The sequence below is a fragment of the Prevotella sp. AM34-19LB genome (assembly GCF_003468525.1).
Lineage (GTDB): Bacteria > Bacteroidota > Bacteroidia > Bacteroidales > Bacteroidaceae > Prevotella.
Genome location: NZ_QSIG01000009.1, coordinates 1 through 14891, shown reverse-complemented (window position 1 = coordinate 14891; position 14891 = coordinate 1). Strand labels below are relative to the sequence as shown.

At 45.6% G+C, this 14891-nt stretch carries 7 protein-coding genes, 1 tRNA gene and 2 pseudogenes; 5 read left to right on the top strand and 5 right to left on the bottom strand.

Annotated features, from left to right (window positions below):
• Positions 1–85: 85 nt before the first annotated feature.
• The 3 genes and pseudogenes from DW830_RS04375 to DW830_RS04365 all read right to left on the bottom strand — a co-directional run bounded on the left by DW830_RS04375 (position 86) and on the right by DW830_RS04365 (position 4513).
• The gene (locus DW830_RS04375; protein WP_119249026.1) at positions 86–1279 is read right to left on the bottom strand and encodes a pyridoxal phosphate-dependent aminotransferase; all 1194 of its coding nucleotides are present in this window, start codon (positions 1277–1279) and stop codon (positions 86–88) included.
• Between the two features lie 113 nt (positions 1280–1392).
• Positions 1393–2603 (bottom strand): annotated as a pseudogene (locus tag DW830_RS04370) (bifunctional 3,4-dihydroxy-2-butanone-4-phosphate synthase/GTP cyclohydrolase II).
• Positions 2604–2623: 20 nt separating this feature from the next.
• The gene (locus tag DW830_RS04365; RefSeq protein ID WP_119249060.1) at positions 2624–4513 is read right to left on the bottom strand and encodes an LptF/LptG family permease; all 1890 of its coding nucleotides are present in this window, start codon (positions 4511–4513) and stop codon (positions 2624–2626) included.
• 256 nt (positions 4514–4769) lie between these two features.
• Between DW830_RS04365 and DW830_RS04360 the strand changes: the two genes are divergently transcribed.
• The 3 genes from DW830_RS04360 to DW830_RS04350 all read left to right on the top strand — a co-directional run bounded on the left by DW830_RS04360 (position 4770) and on the right by DW830_RS04350 (position 5960).
• Positions 4770–4843 (top strand) — tRNA-Met (locus DW830_RS04360).
• A gap of 392 nt (positions 4844–5235) precedes the next feature.
• A complete protein-coding gene (locus DW830_RS04355; RefSeq protein ID WP_147487207.1) occupies positions 5236–5730 on the top strand; it encodes a hypothetical protein in 495 nt (164 codons plus the stop codon).
• 26 nt (positions 5731–5756) lie between these two features.
• Positions 5757–5960 (top strand): helix-turn-helix domain-containing protein, encoded by a 204-nt coding sequence (locus tag DW830_RS04350; protein WP_119249024.1) that lies wholly within the window; start codon positions 5757–5759, stop codon positions 5958–5960.
• Between the two features lie 135 nt (positions 5961–6095).
• Here the strand turns inward: DW830_RS04350 and DW830_RS04345 are convergent, their stop codons facing one another.
• Positions 6096–7514, bottom strand: a complete 1419-nt coding sequence (locus DW830_RS04345; RefSeq protein ID WP_119249023.1) for an aspartate ammonia-lyase — start codon at positions 7512–7514, stop codon at positions 6096–6098.
• A 283-nt stretch (positions 7515–7797) separates the two neighbouring features.
• On the opposite strand from DW830_RS04345, the gene DW830_RS04340 reads away from it, so the two are divergent.
• Together DW830_RS04340 and DW830_RS04335 are read left to right on the top strand one after the other, a co-directional pair.
• Positions 7798–10599 carry a substrate-binding domain-containing protein gene (locus tag DW830_RS04340; protein WP_119249022.1) on the top strand — a complete coding sequence of 934 codons (2802 nt, stop codon included), beginning with the start codon at positions 7798–7800 and terminating at the stop codon, positions 10597–10599.
• Between the two features lie 54 nt (positions 10600–10653).
• Positions 10654–12926 (top strand): annotated as a pseudogene (locus tag DW830_RS04335) (GH92 family glycosyl hydrolase).
• Positions 12927–13453: 527 nt separating this feature from the next.
• Here the strand turns inward: DW830_RS04335 and dinB are convergent.
• On the bottom strand, positions 13454–14575 hold the full coding sequence (dinB, locus tag DW830_RS04330; protein WP_119249021.1) for a DNA polymerase IV: 1122 nt from the start codon (positions 14573–14575) through the stop codon (positions 13454–13456).
• Positions 14576–14891 lie beyond the last annotated feature (316 nt).

The following is a 14891-nucleotide window of genomic DNA, read 5'->3' as shown; positions in this document are numbered from 1 at the left end:
TTTAACGAGATATTGGCTCATTTTTTGCCAATATCTTGCTTTTTTCTTACAAAGTTGACCTTTTTAGGACTCTTTTCTCCTATTTTTATTTCAATTTGCTCAGAGCTTCCTTGATGCGGCGGATTGCCTCTACGATGTTTTCATCGCTTGTGGCATAGCTCATGCGGAAGCAGTCTGGATCACCGAAGGCATCTCCACCTACTGTTGCTACGTGAGCCTCCTCCAGGAGGTACATTGCGAAATCTGTAGAGTTGTTGATGGTCTTCTCACCATTGCTCTTGCCGAAGTAGCTGTTGCACTTAGGGAAGAGATAAAAGGCACCCTGTGGCATATTGACCTCAAGTCCTGGTACCTCCTTGGCGAGCTTCACGATGAGGTTGCGGCGACGCTCGAAAGCTATGCGCATCTCCTCTACTGCACCCTGGTCGAGTGTGTAGGCTGCCTCAGCAGCCTTCTGGCTTACTGAGCAGGTACCGCTGGTATATTGCCCCTGCAGCTTGTTGCAACCCTTGATGATCCACTCTGGACCTGCGAGGAAACCAATTCTCCATCCTGTCATGGCGTATGCCTTGGATACACCATTGGCGATGATCACCTGCTCCTTCATGCCTGGCTCCTGTGCAATGCTGTGGTGCTTGCCAATATAGTTGATGTGCTCGTAGATCTCGTCTGCCAAAACGAATACCTCTGGATGCTTCTTCAGAACCTCTGCCAGTGCAGCCAACTCCTCCTTGGAATATACACTTCCGGTAGGGTTGCTTGGTGAACAGAGAATGAGCATCTTGGTCTTCTCGGTGATTGCGTTCCCAAGCTGCTCGGCTGTCATCTTGAAGTCCTGGTCGAAACCTGCGTTCACGATGACTGGAGTACCGCCTGCCAACTTCACCATCTGTGGGTAGCTTACCCAGTATGGTGCAGGGATGATTACCTCGTCGCCAGGGTTTACGAGTGCCAGTACAGCGTTGCATACGCACTGCTTGCCACCGGTGCCCACGATTACCTCGTTGACTGTGTAGTCAAGTCCGTTTTCTTTTTTCAATTTGGCAACAATAGCTTTTCGCAAGTCAGGATAACCAGGAACTGGTGAGTAACGTGAGAAGTTCTCATCAATAGCCTTCTTCGCAGCCTCCTTGATATTGTCTGGCGTGTTGAAGTCTGGTTCACCTACACTCATGTTAATTACATCGATACCCTGAGCTTTCATTTCACTACTCTTCTGTGACATCGCCAGCGTTGCTGATGGTGCCAATCTGTTAAGACGATCAGATAATTGTGCCATAATTCTATTTTATTGTTAATTAATCGAGTGCAAAATTAAGCATTTTATTTCTTTTTCGGAAGAAAATTATTCATTATTTCGCAGTTTGATGCAAAATAATAACATAATTTACATTATCCGAGGTGCAAAGTGTGCCCCATGCGGTCTCTCTTGGTCTTGAGATAGCGCTCATTGTACTCATTTGGTACTACTTCTATAGGAACATTCTCTGTGATTTCGAGTCCGTAAGCCTCCAGCCCAACACGCTTTACAGGGTTGTTGGTGAGCAGGCGCATCTTGTGTACGCCGAGGTGGCGGAGCATCTGTGCCCCACATCCGTAGTCGCGCTCGTCTGGCTTGAAACCGAGGTGTACGTTGGCATCTACGGTATCGTATCCTTCTTCCTGCAACTTGTAGGCTGCTATCTTGTTCATCAATCCGATGCCTCGGCCTTCCTGCTGCATATAGATGACTACACCCTTGCCTGTTTTCTCGATCATCTGCATCGCCTTGTGCAGCTGCTGTCCGCAGTCGCATCGCTTGCTTCCGAGAATGTCGCCTGTGGCGCAAGATGAATGTACGCGGACCATGATGGGCTCATCTTCCTTCCATTCACCCTTGATGAGTGCCATGTGCTCAAGTCCGTTGCTTGCCTGGCGGAAAGGAATCAGACGGAAGTGTCCGTCTTCTGTAGGCATATCTACCTCTTCGCCCACCTCGATGAGCGATTCTTTCTTGAGTCGGTACTCAATCATATCCTTGATAGAGATAATCTTGAGGTTCCATTCCTTTGCCATCTCCATCAACTGTGGTAGGCGTGCCATGGTTCCATCTTCGTTCATAATCTCCATAAGGGCGCCTGCTGGATAGAGTCCTGCCATTCTGCAGAGGTCGATGGCAGCCTCGGTATGTCCGCTTCTTCTCAATACACCGTTGTCCTGGGCATAGAGAGGATTGATGTGACCTGGGCGGCCGAATGTCTGTGGGGTAGATGCCGGATCGGCGAGTGCTTGATAGTCTCTGCACGGTCGTGGGCTGATACTCCTGTTGAGCAACCCTCCAGCTTATCCACAGTAATAGTGAATGGGGTGCCGAGCATGGATGTGTTGTCTGATACCTGATGAGGCAAGTCGAGTTCCTCACATCGGCTCAGGGTGATAGGGGCGCAGAGCACACCTCTTGCGTTCTTGAGCATGAAGTTTACCTTCTCTGCGTCGATTTTCTCTGCGGCGATGATGAGGTCGCCCTCGTTTTCGCGATCTTCGTCATCTACAACGATGACAAACTTACCTTCCTGGAAGTCCTTTACTGCATCTTCGATGCTATTGAGTTTGATATCTGCCATTTGTTTGATACTTTTTATAGTTACATTTCTTTTATCTGACTGATGATGTTTGCATTACTCTGCTTGATGGTGTTCAGATCTCGGTAGAGTCGGATTCTGAATCGCCACATTCTCAGGTAGAGTACGATGCCCACAGGTACGATGATGGCTGCAAGAATGTTGAGCCACTGGCGTTCGAATGGGCGGGTATGAGCCTTCGTAGCGAGGATAGGGTAGAGGTTGAGATTGTGAAGGATGACCTTGTTCCTGGTATTGGTCAGATCCTCTATCACGTTTTCAAGCTCATCGCTAATGCGTTCAATCTCGTTGTCGGGCTGGTATTTGAAGAACACGTTGATGAAGTTTGGAAGCTTCTTCAGCTCGTGTACCTTATTATATATATAGATATCGCTGTTGAGCTTTTCCAGTCGCTGTGCATCTTCTGTATATTTCGGCTCTTCGATGATGACCTCCTTGCCGAAGACGTGGCGTTTGATACGGAGACCGAGCAGTTTCATGAAGAACATCTTGTACATTTCCATATTGAACACCGTTGAGTCGTTGGTTGCCTTATAGGTGACGAATACGGCGATTGGTGCCAGTACGGCTGGAGCCAGTCCCTGGCCGAACCAGATGGTCCAGGTTCCCAATCTCGACATTCGGTAGCCTGTGTTGTCGAGGATGTAGAAGATGATGAACACGAATACGGAGATGATGACTGGGAATCCCAATCCACCCTTTCGGATGATGGCACCCAGTGGGGCTCCGATGAAGAAGAAAATCAGGCAGGATAGTGCCAGCGTGAATTTCTTGATTGCTTCTATCTTGTGTTGCCTGATGATATAGTCGGCATCACTCGTAACCATTGCCTTGAAGTTAAGGTCGGTGAGCTCCTGCTGTGCTGTCATCTGTGCATCATTGAGTGCCCGGAGTTTCTTGTCGTTCGAGAGCTTATTATATAAGGTGTCAAAATTCTCCGTTTGTCCCTTCTTGATTTCTTTCAGCGAATCTGCCTTGTTTACCTGCGTCGTGCGGTAGAATCGGGCATTTGCCTCCGAAAGATAGTTCTTTCCTATGGAATCATACAGTCCGTTGATGGAGTCGATGGAGTGGAAGATCTCCGACAGACCTTTTCCCTTGGCATTGTTGGCAAGCGACGAGGCATCGGTAAGGTTGAAGTCGGCATCAAAGTCGAGCACGATCTTCTTGGAAACGAAGGTTTCTCTTCTGTATGGAACGGCAGCGCTGTTGCCGAATTCACTGCTCTTCATATTCTCAAACCATTCTCCGCTGTAAAGACTCAGCACGAGGTGCTTCTTCTCGGCTGTACTTTGCAGCATTCCCGAGTCGGCAAGGATGATGGCGGCATCTTCGTAGCTGTCTGTCATGCGATAGATCATGATGCCGTAGAGCTTTCCTGTATTCAGGTCCTTCTTCTGCACGTAGAGATTGCAGTTTGGGATTCCGTCGTAGAAGATGCCTTCCGGGATTTCCAGTTCCGGACTCTTCTGCTTCATGGAGATGAGGAGCTGAGCCAGCTTTTGGTTGGAGTGTGGACCAACATTGTTCTGGAAGTAGAAGGAACCGAACATGATGATGACGGTGATGACGATAAGCGAGCGGAAAGCCTGCATCAGAGAGATGCCGGCAGCCTTGATGGCAGTGAGCTCTGAACTTTCGCCGAGATTACCGAAAGTCATCAGTGAGGAGAGGAGGATGGCAAGCGGCAAAGCCTGCGGTACGAGCATCAGGCCCATGTACCAGAAGAACTGCGCCATCACGTCCATCGAGATTCCCTTTCCGATGAGATCGTCGATATATCGCCACAGGAACTGCATCATCAGCACAAACTGGCAGATGAAGAAGGTTCCCATGAAGAGAAGTCCAAATTGCTTGGCTATAAATATGTCTAATTTCTTAATTCTAAGCATTTCTTTTTTTCTAGTAAGCTGTTTTCTCATCATTTCGAGGTGAACAGCTATCGTTTCAGCCTGCAAAGTTACACAAAAAAATTAGAAATCCTTTCTTTTTCGCTTTTTTTATATATATAATAGGTGTAAATAGGTCGGAATTTGAGCAAAAAAAAGAAAAAACAAACTTTTTTCGAAAAATTCTCCGAAAAAATTTGGTGGAATCAAATAATTGTTGTACCTTTGCACCCGCAAATCAGAAATGACTTGTAAGGATGGCGGGATAGCTCAGCTGGTTAGAGCGTCGGATTCATAATCCGGAGGTCGAGGGATCGTGGCCCCCTCCCGCTACATTGAGACACTAACTTTTTAGTTAGTGTCTTTTTTGTGCGCCAAACTTTTCCACATTTTTCCACAAAAGTCTTGATAAAGTTTTCCACAGGGGTGTTGATAACTGTGGAAAAGAAATATAAGTGCTTGATAATCAGTTTAGCCTTGTTCGGATAACGATTGTTGATAACCAAATCTGCTAGAAGTTCTTCACATTTTTTATCCATACATTTCTTGCATTTTTCAAAAATAAATAGTAATTTTGCCCTCAACTAAAAATTTGGGTCTTTATGAAGCAGCAACAAGTTTATAATTTGAAAGAGTTTGCCGCTCGACACCATCTTGAAAGTATCTTTGGGGCTTATGCCGCACATATTTATATAGACAATCTATGCGAAAAGGATTTTATAGAGATGGCTCAAGAGCGCACCCTGTTCACGAAACTCGTGTTGGTGACCAAGGGAAACATCAATATGGGGGTACTTCAGCAAGGTACTGAAGCCAATGATTCCGACAGGACGTTTTCGGCAGGTGAATTGCTGGTCGTTTCGCCCAAGCATGTCATTGCTTTTTCCGAGATGTCGGCGGATTTTATGGCAGAGTGCATCCTGGTGGATGAGGAGATTACGGCCGATGTGGTGTATCAGTTATCGGATGACAAGCAGAAAGCTGCCATCGATATCTTTCACATGATTCGTGATATCGTGCGTCATCAGCACATCTACAAGGTAGAGATGATCCAGTCGATGGTGAATGTTTTGAAGCTTCTGGTTTCGGAACTTCCTTACGAGAATGTATCGGTGACTCGCGATTTGCGCCACAAGAAGGAAGTTTATGAGATTTTCCTTCATCTTCTGTATCGTCATTTCAAGACCGAGCGGCAGATCAGGTCTATGCCGACAAGTTGAATGTCTCGGCACCTTATCTTTCCAGGATGATCAAGGATATTTCGGGAACCACCGTGAATGACCACATCACCTCCCTGCTTTATAAGGAAATCTGCAATCTCCTGAAGCAATCGGATATGACTATGGGAGAAATAGCAAATCATCTTCATTTCAGTGATCAGAGTGCCATGACGAATTTCTTTAAGATGAAAGCGGGAATGACGCCGCTGGCATATCGGAACCAAGGCTGATGTTGAAGGCTTTTGCCCTTACATGGCATATAAGCTTTATGTATAACAAATAACCTGTAAGCTATATTCCCTTGATAGGAATACGCTTACAGGTTTTTTGTTTGTCAGCTAATCAGCTGACTGGTTATGGAAAATTTATTTCAGGGTAAATTTGTGTGACTGCAACATCTCCTTAGGATCGAGTGCCTTGTCAAGCTCTTCCTTGCTCAGAATGCCCTGTTCGATGACGATGTCATAAACGGAACGGCCTGTGGCGTGAGCTTCCTTAGCAACCTTCGTACTTTTCTTGTAGCCGATGATAGGATTGAGGGCAGTAACGATACCGATACTGTTCTTTACCATCTCGTAGCAGCGCTCCTTGTTGACGGTGATGCCGAGGATACACTCGGAAGTCAAAGTCTCGATAGCGTTCTTCATCCATGTCAAGCTCTCGAAGAGGCTCTCGGTGATGATAGGCTCCATTACGTTCAACTCTAACTGACCAGCCTCTGCTGCGAAGCTTACAGTAGCATCGTTACCGATTACCTTGAAGCAAACCTGGTTGGTTACCTCAGGGATAACAGGGTTCACCTTACCTGGCATGATAGAAGAACCTGGTGCCTTGGCAGGGAGATTGATTTCGTTCAGACCGCAGCGAGGACCAGAAGCCATCAAACGGAGGTCGTTACAGATCTTAGATAGCTTGATTGCCAAGCGCTTCAGAGCTGAAGAGTAGCTTACGTAAGCACCGGTATCAGGGGTAGCCTCTACCAGGTCGGTAGCTGTTTCGAAGTTTTCGCCAGTCAACTTGCTGAGGTTGGCAGCACAAAGCTTAGCAAAGCCAGGAACAGCGTTCAAACCTGTACCGATAGCAGTACCACCCATATTGATCTCATGTAAGAGCTTCACGTTGCGCTCCAGATTGAGGATTTCCTCTTCCAGGTTGTTGGCGTATGCATTGAATTCCTGACCGAAAGACATTGGAACTGCATCCTGCAACTGAGTACGGCCCATCTTGATAACGTCTGCATATTCGTCTGCCTTGTAGCGGAATGCGCTGATCAAACCAGTCAAAGCACCCACCAGGTGTGTATTCATACGAATCAAAGCCAAACGGATTGAGGTTGGGTAAACATCGTTGGTGCTCTGTCCACAGTTGCAATGGTCGTTAGGAGAGCAGAACTGATAGTCACCCTTCTCGTGACCCATGATTTCGAGTGCACGGTTAGCTATCACCTCGTTGGCATTCATGTTTACAGAAGTACCAGCACCACCCTGTACCATGTCGATAGGGAAGTTCTCATGCCATTTGCCTTCGATGATCTCGCGGCAAGCCTGAGAGATAGAACCCGAAATTTCATCGTTGATCACACCGAGGGTATGGTTGGTCTCGATAGCTGCCAACTTCACGTAAGCGATAGCGATGATGAAATCAGGGTAAGCTTTCATAGTCTTACGGGAAATGTGATAGTTGTTGATACCGCGCTGTGTCTGTACACCGTAAAGTGCTTCAGCAGGAACTTTGAGTTCACCTAAAAGGTCTGACTCTACTCTAAAATTTTTAACTTCAGCCATAATATAGTTAGTTTTGTTGTTTATACTAATGTTATCTATTCTCTAGTTATTGCATTATATTAATTCTCTGTTTTCGGAAGAAGGAGTTGTTTCCTTTATCCGCTGCAAAGATACGATGATTTCTGCAGATTCTCTTTATAAAAAATGAACCTTAATTTGTAAAAAACGCACCAAATACACTAAAATCCAAAAAAAAATAGTAACTTTGCACCGTAACTCTTATAGAGGCAACTCTTTTAGAGCCTCTCAATCTATAAATTTAAACAATACAATATATATATATATGAAACGCTATTTATACCTTATTATATATATAGGTTTGGGACTTTCTTTGGCAGCATGCAAGCAGCAGCCAAAGAAGTTTGTCATTGGTGTATCCCAATGCTCCGAGGATATCTGGCGCAACAAGCTCAATGATGAGCTGAAGATGGGAGAATATCTCAATGATTCGATTATCGTGAAGCTTGCTTCCTCTAATGATGACAATGTGTTGCAGAACAGGCAGGTTAATCAGTTCGTGGATGAGGGCGTGGACTTGCTGGTCATCTCTCCTAATCAGTTGAGTGCGATTTCCAAGGCGGTTGAGCGTGCCTACGAAAAGGGAATCCCGGTGATTCTGTATGATCGTTTCTCCAATACCGATAAATATACTGCATTCATCGGCTGCGACAACTATCATATCGGTAAGTCGATGGGTACCTTTATAGCTCAAAAGCTTCAGGGTAAGGGACGTATTGTTGAAATCTGTGGATTGGATGGATCTTCGCCTGCCATGGAGCGCCATCTTGGTTTCATGGATGCCATCAAACCATATCCGGGTATCCAGGTTATTGCTTCTGAAGGAGGTAACTGGAAGGAGGAAGGAGGCGTTCAGGCTATGAAGCGCATCCTGAAGAAGACACAGGATTTTGATTATGTCTTTGCTCACAACGATCGTCTGGCATGGGGTGCCTACGAGGCCGCCAAGCAGATGGGGCTGCAGCATCGTTATAAATTTACGGGTGTTGATGGAATGGCTACCAGGGGTGGTGGCCTGGAGCTGGTGCGCGATGGCATCTTTGAGGCTTCCTATCTTTATCCTACCAAGGGTGATGAGGTGATTGCCTTGGCGATGAAGATTCTGAAGCATCAGCCTTTTGAGCGGAAAAACTATCTCAGTACATCTATCATTACCCGGGAAAATGCGGAACTTACGTTGATGGAAGCCAGAGACGCTGAGCGACAGGCTCATAATCTGAAGGCTTTGCATAAACAGGTGGATCGGTATCTTTCTGACTATAATTCCCAGAAAGTGATGTTGATAGGCTTGTGCCTGTTCTTGCTGGTTTGTATTGTCGCTGCTGCTATGATTTTCCGCAGTTATGTGGTGAAGGCTAAACTGAATGAGGAACTGGCGAGAACCAATGGAGAATTGAAAAGAGTGAATGGGGAATTGGAAAGCAAGAACGCTGAGTTGAAACGACTGAACGAGGAGGTGTTGGAACTCACCCATTCCCGCCTGGTGTTCTTTACGAATATCAGTCATGAGCTCCGTACTCCATTGACATTGATAGCCGATCCTGTGGAGATGCTTCTGGAGGACAGTTGCGTCAAGGGAAAGAGTCGTGAACTCTTAAAGATGGTGAAGCGTAATGCGGTAGCTCTTCAGCAACTGGTGAGCAGCATCCTCGATTTCCGAAAGATTCAGAACGGAAAGATGGAGTTGACGCTCTATCGCTTCGATCTGGTGAAAGCTTTGAAAATGTGGGTAGGCGATTTCCAGCTTACTGCTGAGCGTAAGCAAATCAAGCTCCATTTGGATATATCTGATTCTGTCGGTTCTCAGGAGGTGGTTGCTGATAAGGAGAAGATAGCTCGTGTTGTCTTCAATCTTCTGAGCAATGCCTTGAAATATACATCTGCCGGTGGTGATATTTTTGTATCTCTGAAAGACGAGGATGGAAAGTTCCGTCTGGATGTGAGGGATACCGGTAAGGGAATCTCGCAGGAAGAGGCTGGCAAGATTTTCGAGCGTTTCTTCCAGGCTAAGGGAGCTGCAAGCGGTACGGGCATCGGCTTGGCTTTGGTGAAGTCGTTTGTTGAATTGCATCATGGCGAGGCTCGTGTAGAAAGTGAATTGGGTAAGGGATCCGACTTTTTCGTGGTGATTCCTCGTGAGCAGGAAGATAAGTCGCTAGTTATCCACACGGATGTGGATAACGTGGATAACTCTGTAAATGCTTCTTTATCAGAATGTAAAACTTTGATTAGTGAGTCAGAACTGCAATATATCGACGATGGAGAGAGAAAAAGTGGAAAAGTACAGCAGGTGCTGAGCGAACATGCGAATAAGCCAACCGTCTTGGTTATCGATGACAACAATGATATCCGTCAGTACGAACATACCCTTCTGCAGGATGATTATATTGTCTTGGAAGCTGCCGATGGTAAGGAAGGTCTGGATGTTGCCAAGACGGAAGTTCCTGACCTGGTGGTCTGTGATGTGATGATGCCGGTGATGGATGGTCTGGAGTTTACGCAGAATCTGAAGACCCATACTGCAACCTCTCATATCCCTGTCATTATGCTTACGGCGAAGAATCTGGAAGAGCATCGTGCCGAGGGTTATGAGCATGGTGCCGATTCCTACATCATCAAGCCGTTCCACAGCAAGGTACTCCTGGCACGTATTGAGAATCTGTTGAAGCAGCGCAAGCTTCTGAAGCATCTTTTCCAGGGCACTTTGGAGGCAGAGCTGGAAATTGCCGATTCTCATCTGGAAGATCGCGATAAGCAGTTCCTGAAACAGCTTCACGCCATCATTCAGAAGAATCTCTCGGATAGCGAGTTTGGTGTCGAGGATATCGGTAAGCAGATTGGCTTGAGCCGCGTCCAGCTTTATCGTAAGGTGAAGGCGATGACGGGTTCTTCTGTCGTAGATTTGCTTCGCAAGGCTCGCTTGGCGAAAGCAAAACGTTTGCTGGAGTCCCGCAGTATGAGTGTTTCCGAGGTAGCCTATGATGTGGGCTTCTCTGCTCCTTCTTATTTCACCAAGTGTTTTAAAGATGAGTATGGTATGTTGCCGGGAGAAGTGGGAAATGTATAATATGACATCATATAATTTACGTAGTTTCTAATAATAACTAATTTTCAGAAGAAAATGAAAAGAAAATCACTTTTATTACTATTTGTATGTCTCACCTTGCTGGCACATGCTGTCAAGGTGAACGTAAAGAATGCCGTAGATTTCGTCAATCCACTCGTTGGTTCTGATTCCAACCCAGAGCTTTCTACAGGAAATACTTATCCAGCCATAGCAATGCCTTGGGGTATGAACTTCTGGGTTCCTCAGACCGGAAAGATGGGTGATGGATGGCAATACACCTATGCGGCTAAGAAAATCAGAGGATTGAAGCAGACTCATCAGCCAAGTCCTTGGATCAATGATTACGGTCAGTTCTCTCTCTTGCCTACCGTGGGTAAACCGGTCTTTGATGAGGCGAAGCGAGCCAGCTGGTTCTCTCACAAGGCAGAGAAGGCTACACCTTATTATTATAGTGTCTATCTGGCAGACTATGATGTAACGGCAGAGTTGTGCCCTACGGAGCGCGCTGCTTGATGGCTTTCACCTTCCCGAAGACTGATCAGGCAAATGTGGTGATTGATGCCTTCGACAAGGGAAGTTGCATCCAGGTGATTCCTGCTGAACGGAAAGTAATCGGTTTTTCTACCCGCAACAGTGGGGGAGTACCTGATAATTTCCGCAATTACTTTGTCATCGAGTTCGATCACGACTTTGATGCATTTGTCAGTGTGAAGGATGGTCAACTGATTTCTGCTAACGAACAGAAGGGAAACCACGTGGGTGCTATCATCACTTTCAAAACCAGTCAGCGTGGCGAAAAGATTCAGGCACGTGTAGCTTCTTCGTTTATCAGCAGCGCCCAGGCCATGCAGAATCTCAAGGAACTGGGACAGGCGGATATGGATCAGCTCAAACAGCAGGGCCGTCAGCGCTGGAACGAAGTTCTGGGAAAGATAGAGGTAGAGGATGAGAGTATCGATCATCTCCGTACTTTCTATAGCTGTCTCTATCGCTCGTTACTTTTCCCTCGTGCTTTCTACGAGAAGGATGCTGCTGGCGAAATCGTGCATTACAGTCCTTACAATGGTACGGTTCAGAAGGGCTATATGTTCACGGATACTGGTTTCTGGGATACTTTCCGCTGTCTCTTCCCTCTTCTCAACCTGATGTATCCATCTGAAAACGTGAAGATTCAGGAAGGTCTTGCCAATACCTATAAGGAGAGTGGTTTCCTGCCAGAGTGGGCAAGCCCGGGGCATCGTGGCTGTATGGTAGGCAATAATTCAGCCTCCGTGGTAGCCGATGCTTATCTTTCCGGTTTACGTGGTTATGATATGGAAACGCTTTGGCAGGCTGTGGTTCATGGTACCCAGGCTGTTCATCCTCAGGTAAACTCTACCGGACGTTTGGGATATGAGTATTACAATAAGTTGGGCTATGTTCCATACGATGTGAAGATCAATGAGAGTGTAGCCCGTACCTTGGAATATGCTTACGATGACTGGTGTATCTATCAGTTGGGTAAGGCTTTGGGTAAGTCGGCTAAGGAGCTGAAGCCTTTTGCCAAGCGTGCGATGAATTATCAGAAGGTGTTTGATAAGGAAACGAAGCTGATGCGTGGCAGATTGAAGGATGGCAAGTTTATGTCTCCTTTCAATCCTCTGAAGTGGGGTGATGCCTTTACAGAGGGTAATGCATGGCATTATACCTGGTCGGTATTCCATGATCCTCATGGATTAATCCAGCTGATGGGTGGTAAGGATGCTTTCAATCAAATGCTCGACTCTGTCTTTATCCTGCCTCCTGTCTTCGACAACAGTTACTATGGATATACGATTCATGAAATCCGTGAGATGCAGGTGATGGATATGGGTAATTATGCACACGGCAACCAGCCTATCCAGCATGCCATCTATCTCTATGGCTATAGCGGTCAGCCTTGGAAGACTCAGTATTGGATTCGCCAGGTGATGGACAAGCTCTATACACCAGCCCCTGATGGCTATTGCGGCGATGAGGATAATGGTCAGACTTCAGCCTGGTATGTCTTCTCTGCGATGGGATTCTATCCTGTTTGTCCTGGTAGTGGCCAGTATGTGTTGGGAACTCCTTATTTCAAGTCGATGAAGCTTCATCTGGAGAATGGTAAGGAAGTAGATATCCAGTCGGAGGGCAAGGGATGCTATGTGGATGAGATGTTACTGAATGGCAATTCTTACCAGCATAACTATCTTGATATGAACTCTTTGATGCAGGGAACACAGATTACCTATCGTCTTTCTGAGCAACCAAACTTGCAGCGAGGTACTCAAGAGGATGATGTACCTTATTCTTTTTCAAGAAAATAAATGTCATTGAATCAAAATATCGTTCGAAAAATGTGCAAAAATCGTTCATTTTAGCAAAAAAAAGTGCAATGTACTATTTTTTGCTATTTTTTGAACGATATTTATCCATGACTCTCGCTGAATCTTCATACTTTTGCACCAGAAATTTGAAGTTAATAAATTGTTTCAAGTATTTGAGGTAGTAATATTTGCAAGTTTTTAAGTTTAGTTTTTAATGGTTTAAAAGTTTAAGGTTTAGTAAGTTCATAGGTTTAGTAAGTATATAGGTTTTAGTTATTTAGGTTTATAGGATTGTTTTTCAGAGGTAATTAGTTTCTTTTAGGTAAAAGGTTGTTTAGGGAATACTTTAGTTAGTTGTTTTAGATAGGTTTATAGTTAGTTTTGGGAAAATGAATAGTTAGTTTTTGGAAAAAAACAGTAAAAATGAAAAAGCAGCTGCAGGAATATGCCTGTCAGCTGCTTTTCACTTTCTATTCGGGGCTTATCTCCTTTTCTTCTTTCATTTCATCTCCTTCTCATCACCTTTCTCATTCTTTCCATTCCTCAAACTCGAGTTCCAACTCCCGGTACTTAGGTTTCAGGGTACTGTTCTCCTTGTCTTCCTTCCGGGCTTCTTCTGAGGTGGCATTGCTTACGGATAGGCCCAACAGACGGATGGGGCGGATCGAAGAGTAATCCACCAGTTGAAGCAGTCGCTTGGCCAGGGGAAGGATATCGTCCTTTTTCGTCAGAATCTTCTCCTGAGAGATACTGCGGGTAATCTGGGTGAAATCAGAGAACTTCACCTTTAGGGTTAAGGTCCTTCCTTCGAAACCGCTCTTGGCGATTCGCTCCAGTAGTTCAATCACCGTATGGTAGAGTTCGATAATCACTGCCGACTTGGCATAGATATCCTCCAGGAAAGTCTGTTCACATCCCACGGATTTGCGTTCCCGGTAGGTGATGACGGGGCGTTCGTCTATTCCTCTTGCAAAATGGTAGAAGATATGTCCGGCTTTCCCGAATACTTCTACGAGATGTTCTTCGGAAACTTTCCGTAGGTCGGCACCATTGTAGATGCCCATGAAGTGCATCTTCTGTAGGGTCTTCTTGCCTACGCCCCAGAAATCCTCTACAGCGAGCTGGTTGATGAAATCGAGAGCCTTATCGGGATGGATGGTGCAGAGCCCGTCTGGCTTCCGGTAATCGGATGCCACCTTGGCGAGAAACTTGCAATAGCTGATACCTGCCGAGGCTGTGAGACCTGTTGCCTCCTTGATACGAGTCTTGATTTCCTTGGCGATATCCACCGCCAGTTCTATCCCTTTCTTGTTGTGAGTGACATCCAGAAAGGCTTCATCAATGGAGATGGGTTCGATGAGGTCGGTATATTCCTGAAATATCTGATGTATCTGATGGGATATTTCTGCATAATAGTCATGTCGGCAGGGCACGATAATAAGATCTGGACAGCGCTGCTTGGCTTGAACGATGGATTGTGCCGAATGAACGCCCCATTTTCGAGCTTCATAGCTGGCTGTAGAAACCACACCGCGGGGACCGTCGAAGCCTACCGCTACGGGTTTGCCCCTCAGTTCGGGATTGTCTCTTTGTTCTACCGCTGCAAAGAAAGCATCCATGTCGATATGTATAATCTTCCGTTCTTCCATTGTCTATATGTTTTGCACTTTTTATTAATTGTGTGCTTTATTTGTTGCAAAAATACGAATTATTTCTTTCTTATGCAAATCTTTTCTTTTATTCTTATTAATATTCGTTCATCTGCTGGCAATTATGTTTCATTGAACGATTTTTTGTATCTTATGAAATGATTTTTAAACCTGTTGTTTATTCCTTTATATAATTTTGCACCAGAAAGTGTGTCCTGAGACAGAATGAAGTCTGATATTGGCTATATCTGATAGATTTCTGTCGTAACTTCTAAAGAGATGGTGGAAGACCCACTGCATTCGGCATGCAGGTGCT

Excerpts from the sequence above, each read along its gene's own strand:
- DW830_RS04375 (WP_119249026.1), bottom strand. The coding sequence starts at position 1,279 with ATGGCACAATTATCTGATCGTCTTAACAGATTGGCACCATCAGCAACG.
- DW830_RS04365 (WP_119249060.1), bottom strand. The coding sequence starts at position 4,513 with ATGCTTAGAATTAAGAAATTAGACATATTTATAGCCAAGCAATTTGGA.
- DW830_RS04355 (WP_147487207.1), top strand. The coding sequence starts at position 5,236 with ATGGCTCAAGAGCGCACCCTGTTCACGAAACTCGTGTTGGTGACCAAG.
- DW830_RS04350 (WP_119249024.1), top strand. The coding sequence starts at position 5,757 with ATGATCAAGGATATTTCGGGAACCACCGTGAATGACCACATCACCTCC.
- DW830_RS04345 (WP_119249023.1), bottom strand. The coding sequence starts at position 7,514 with ATGGCTGAAGTTAAAAATTTTAGAGTAGAGTCAGACCTTTTAGGTGAA.
- DW830_RS04340 (WP_119249022.1), top strand. The coding sequence starts at position 7,798 with ATGAAACGCTATTTATACCTTATTATATATATAGGTTTGGGACTTTCT.
- dinB (WP_119249021.1), bottom strand. The coding sequence starts at position 14,575 with ATGGAAGAACGGAAGATTATACATATCGACATGGATGCTTTCTTTGCA.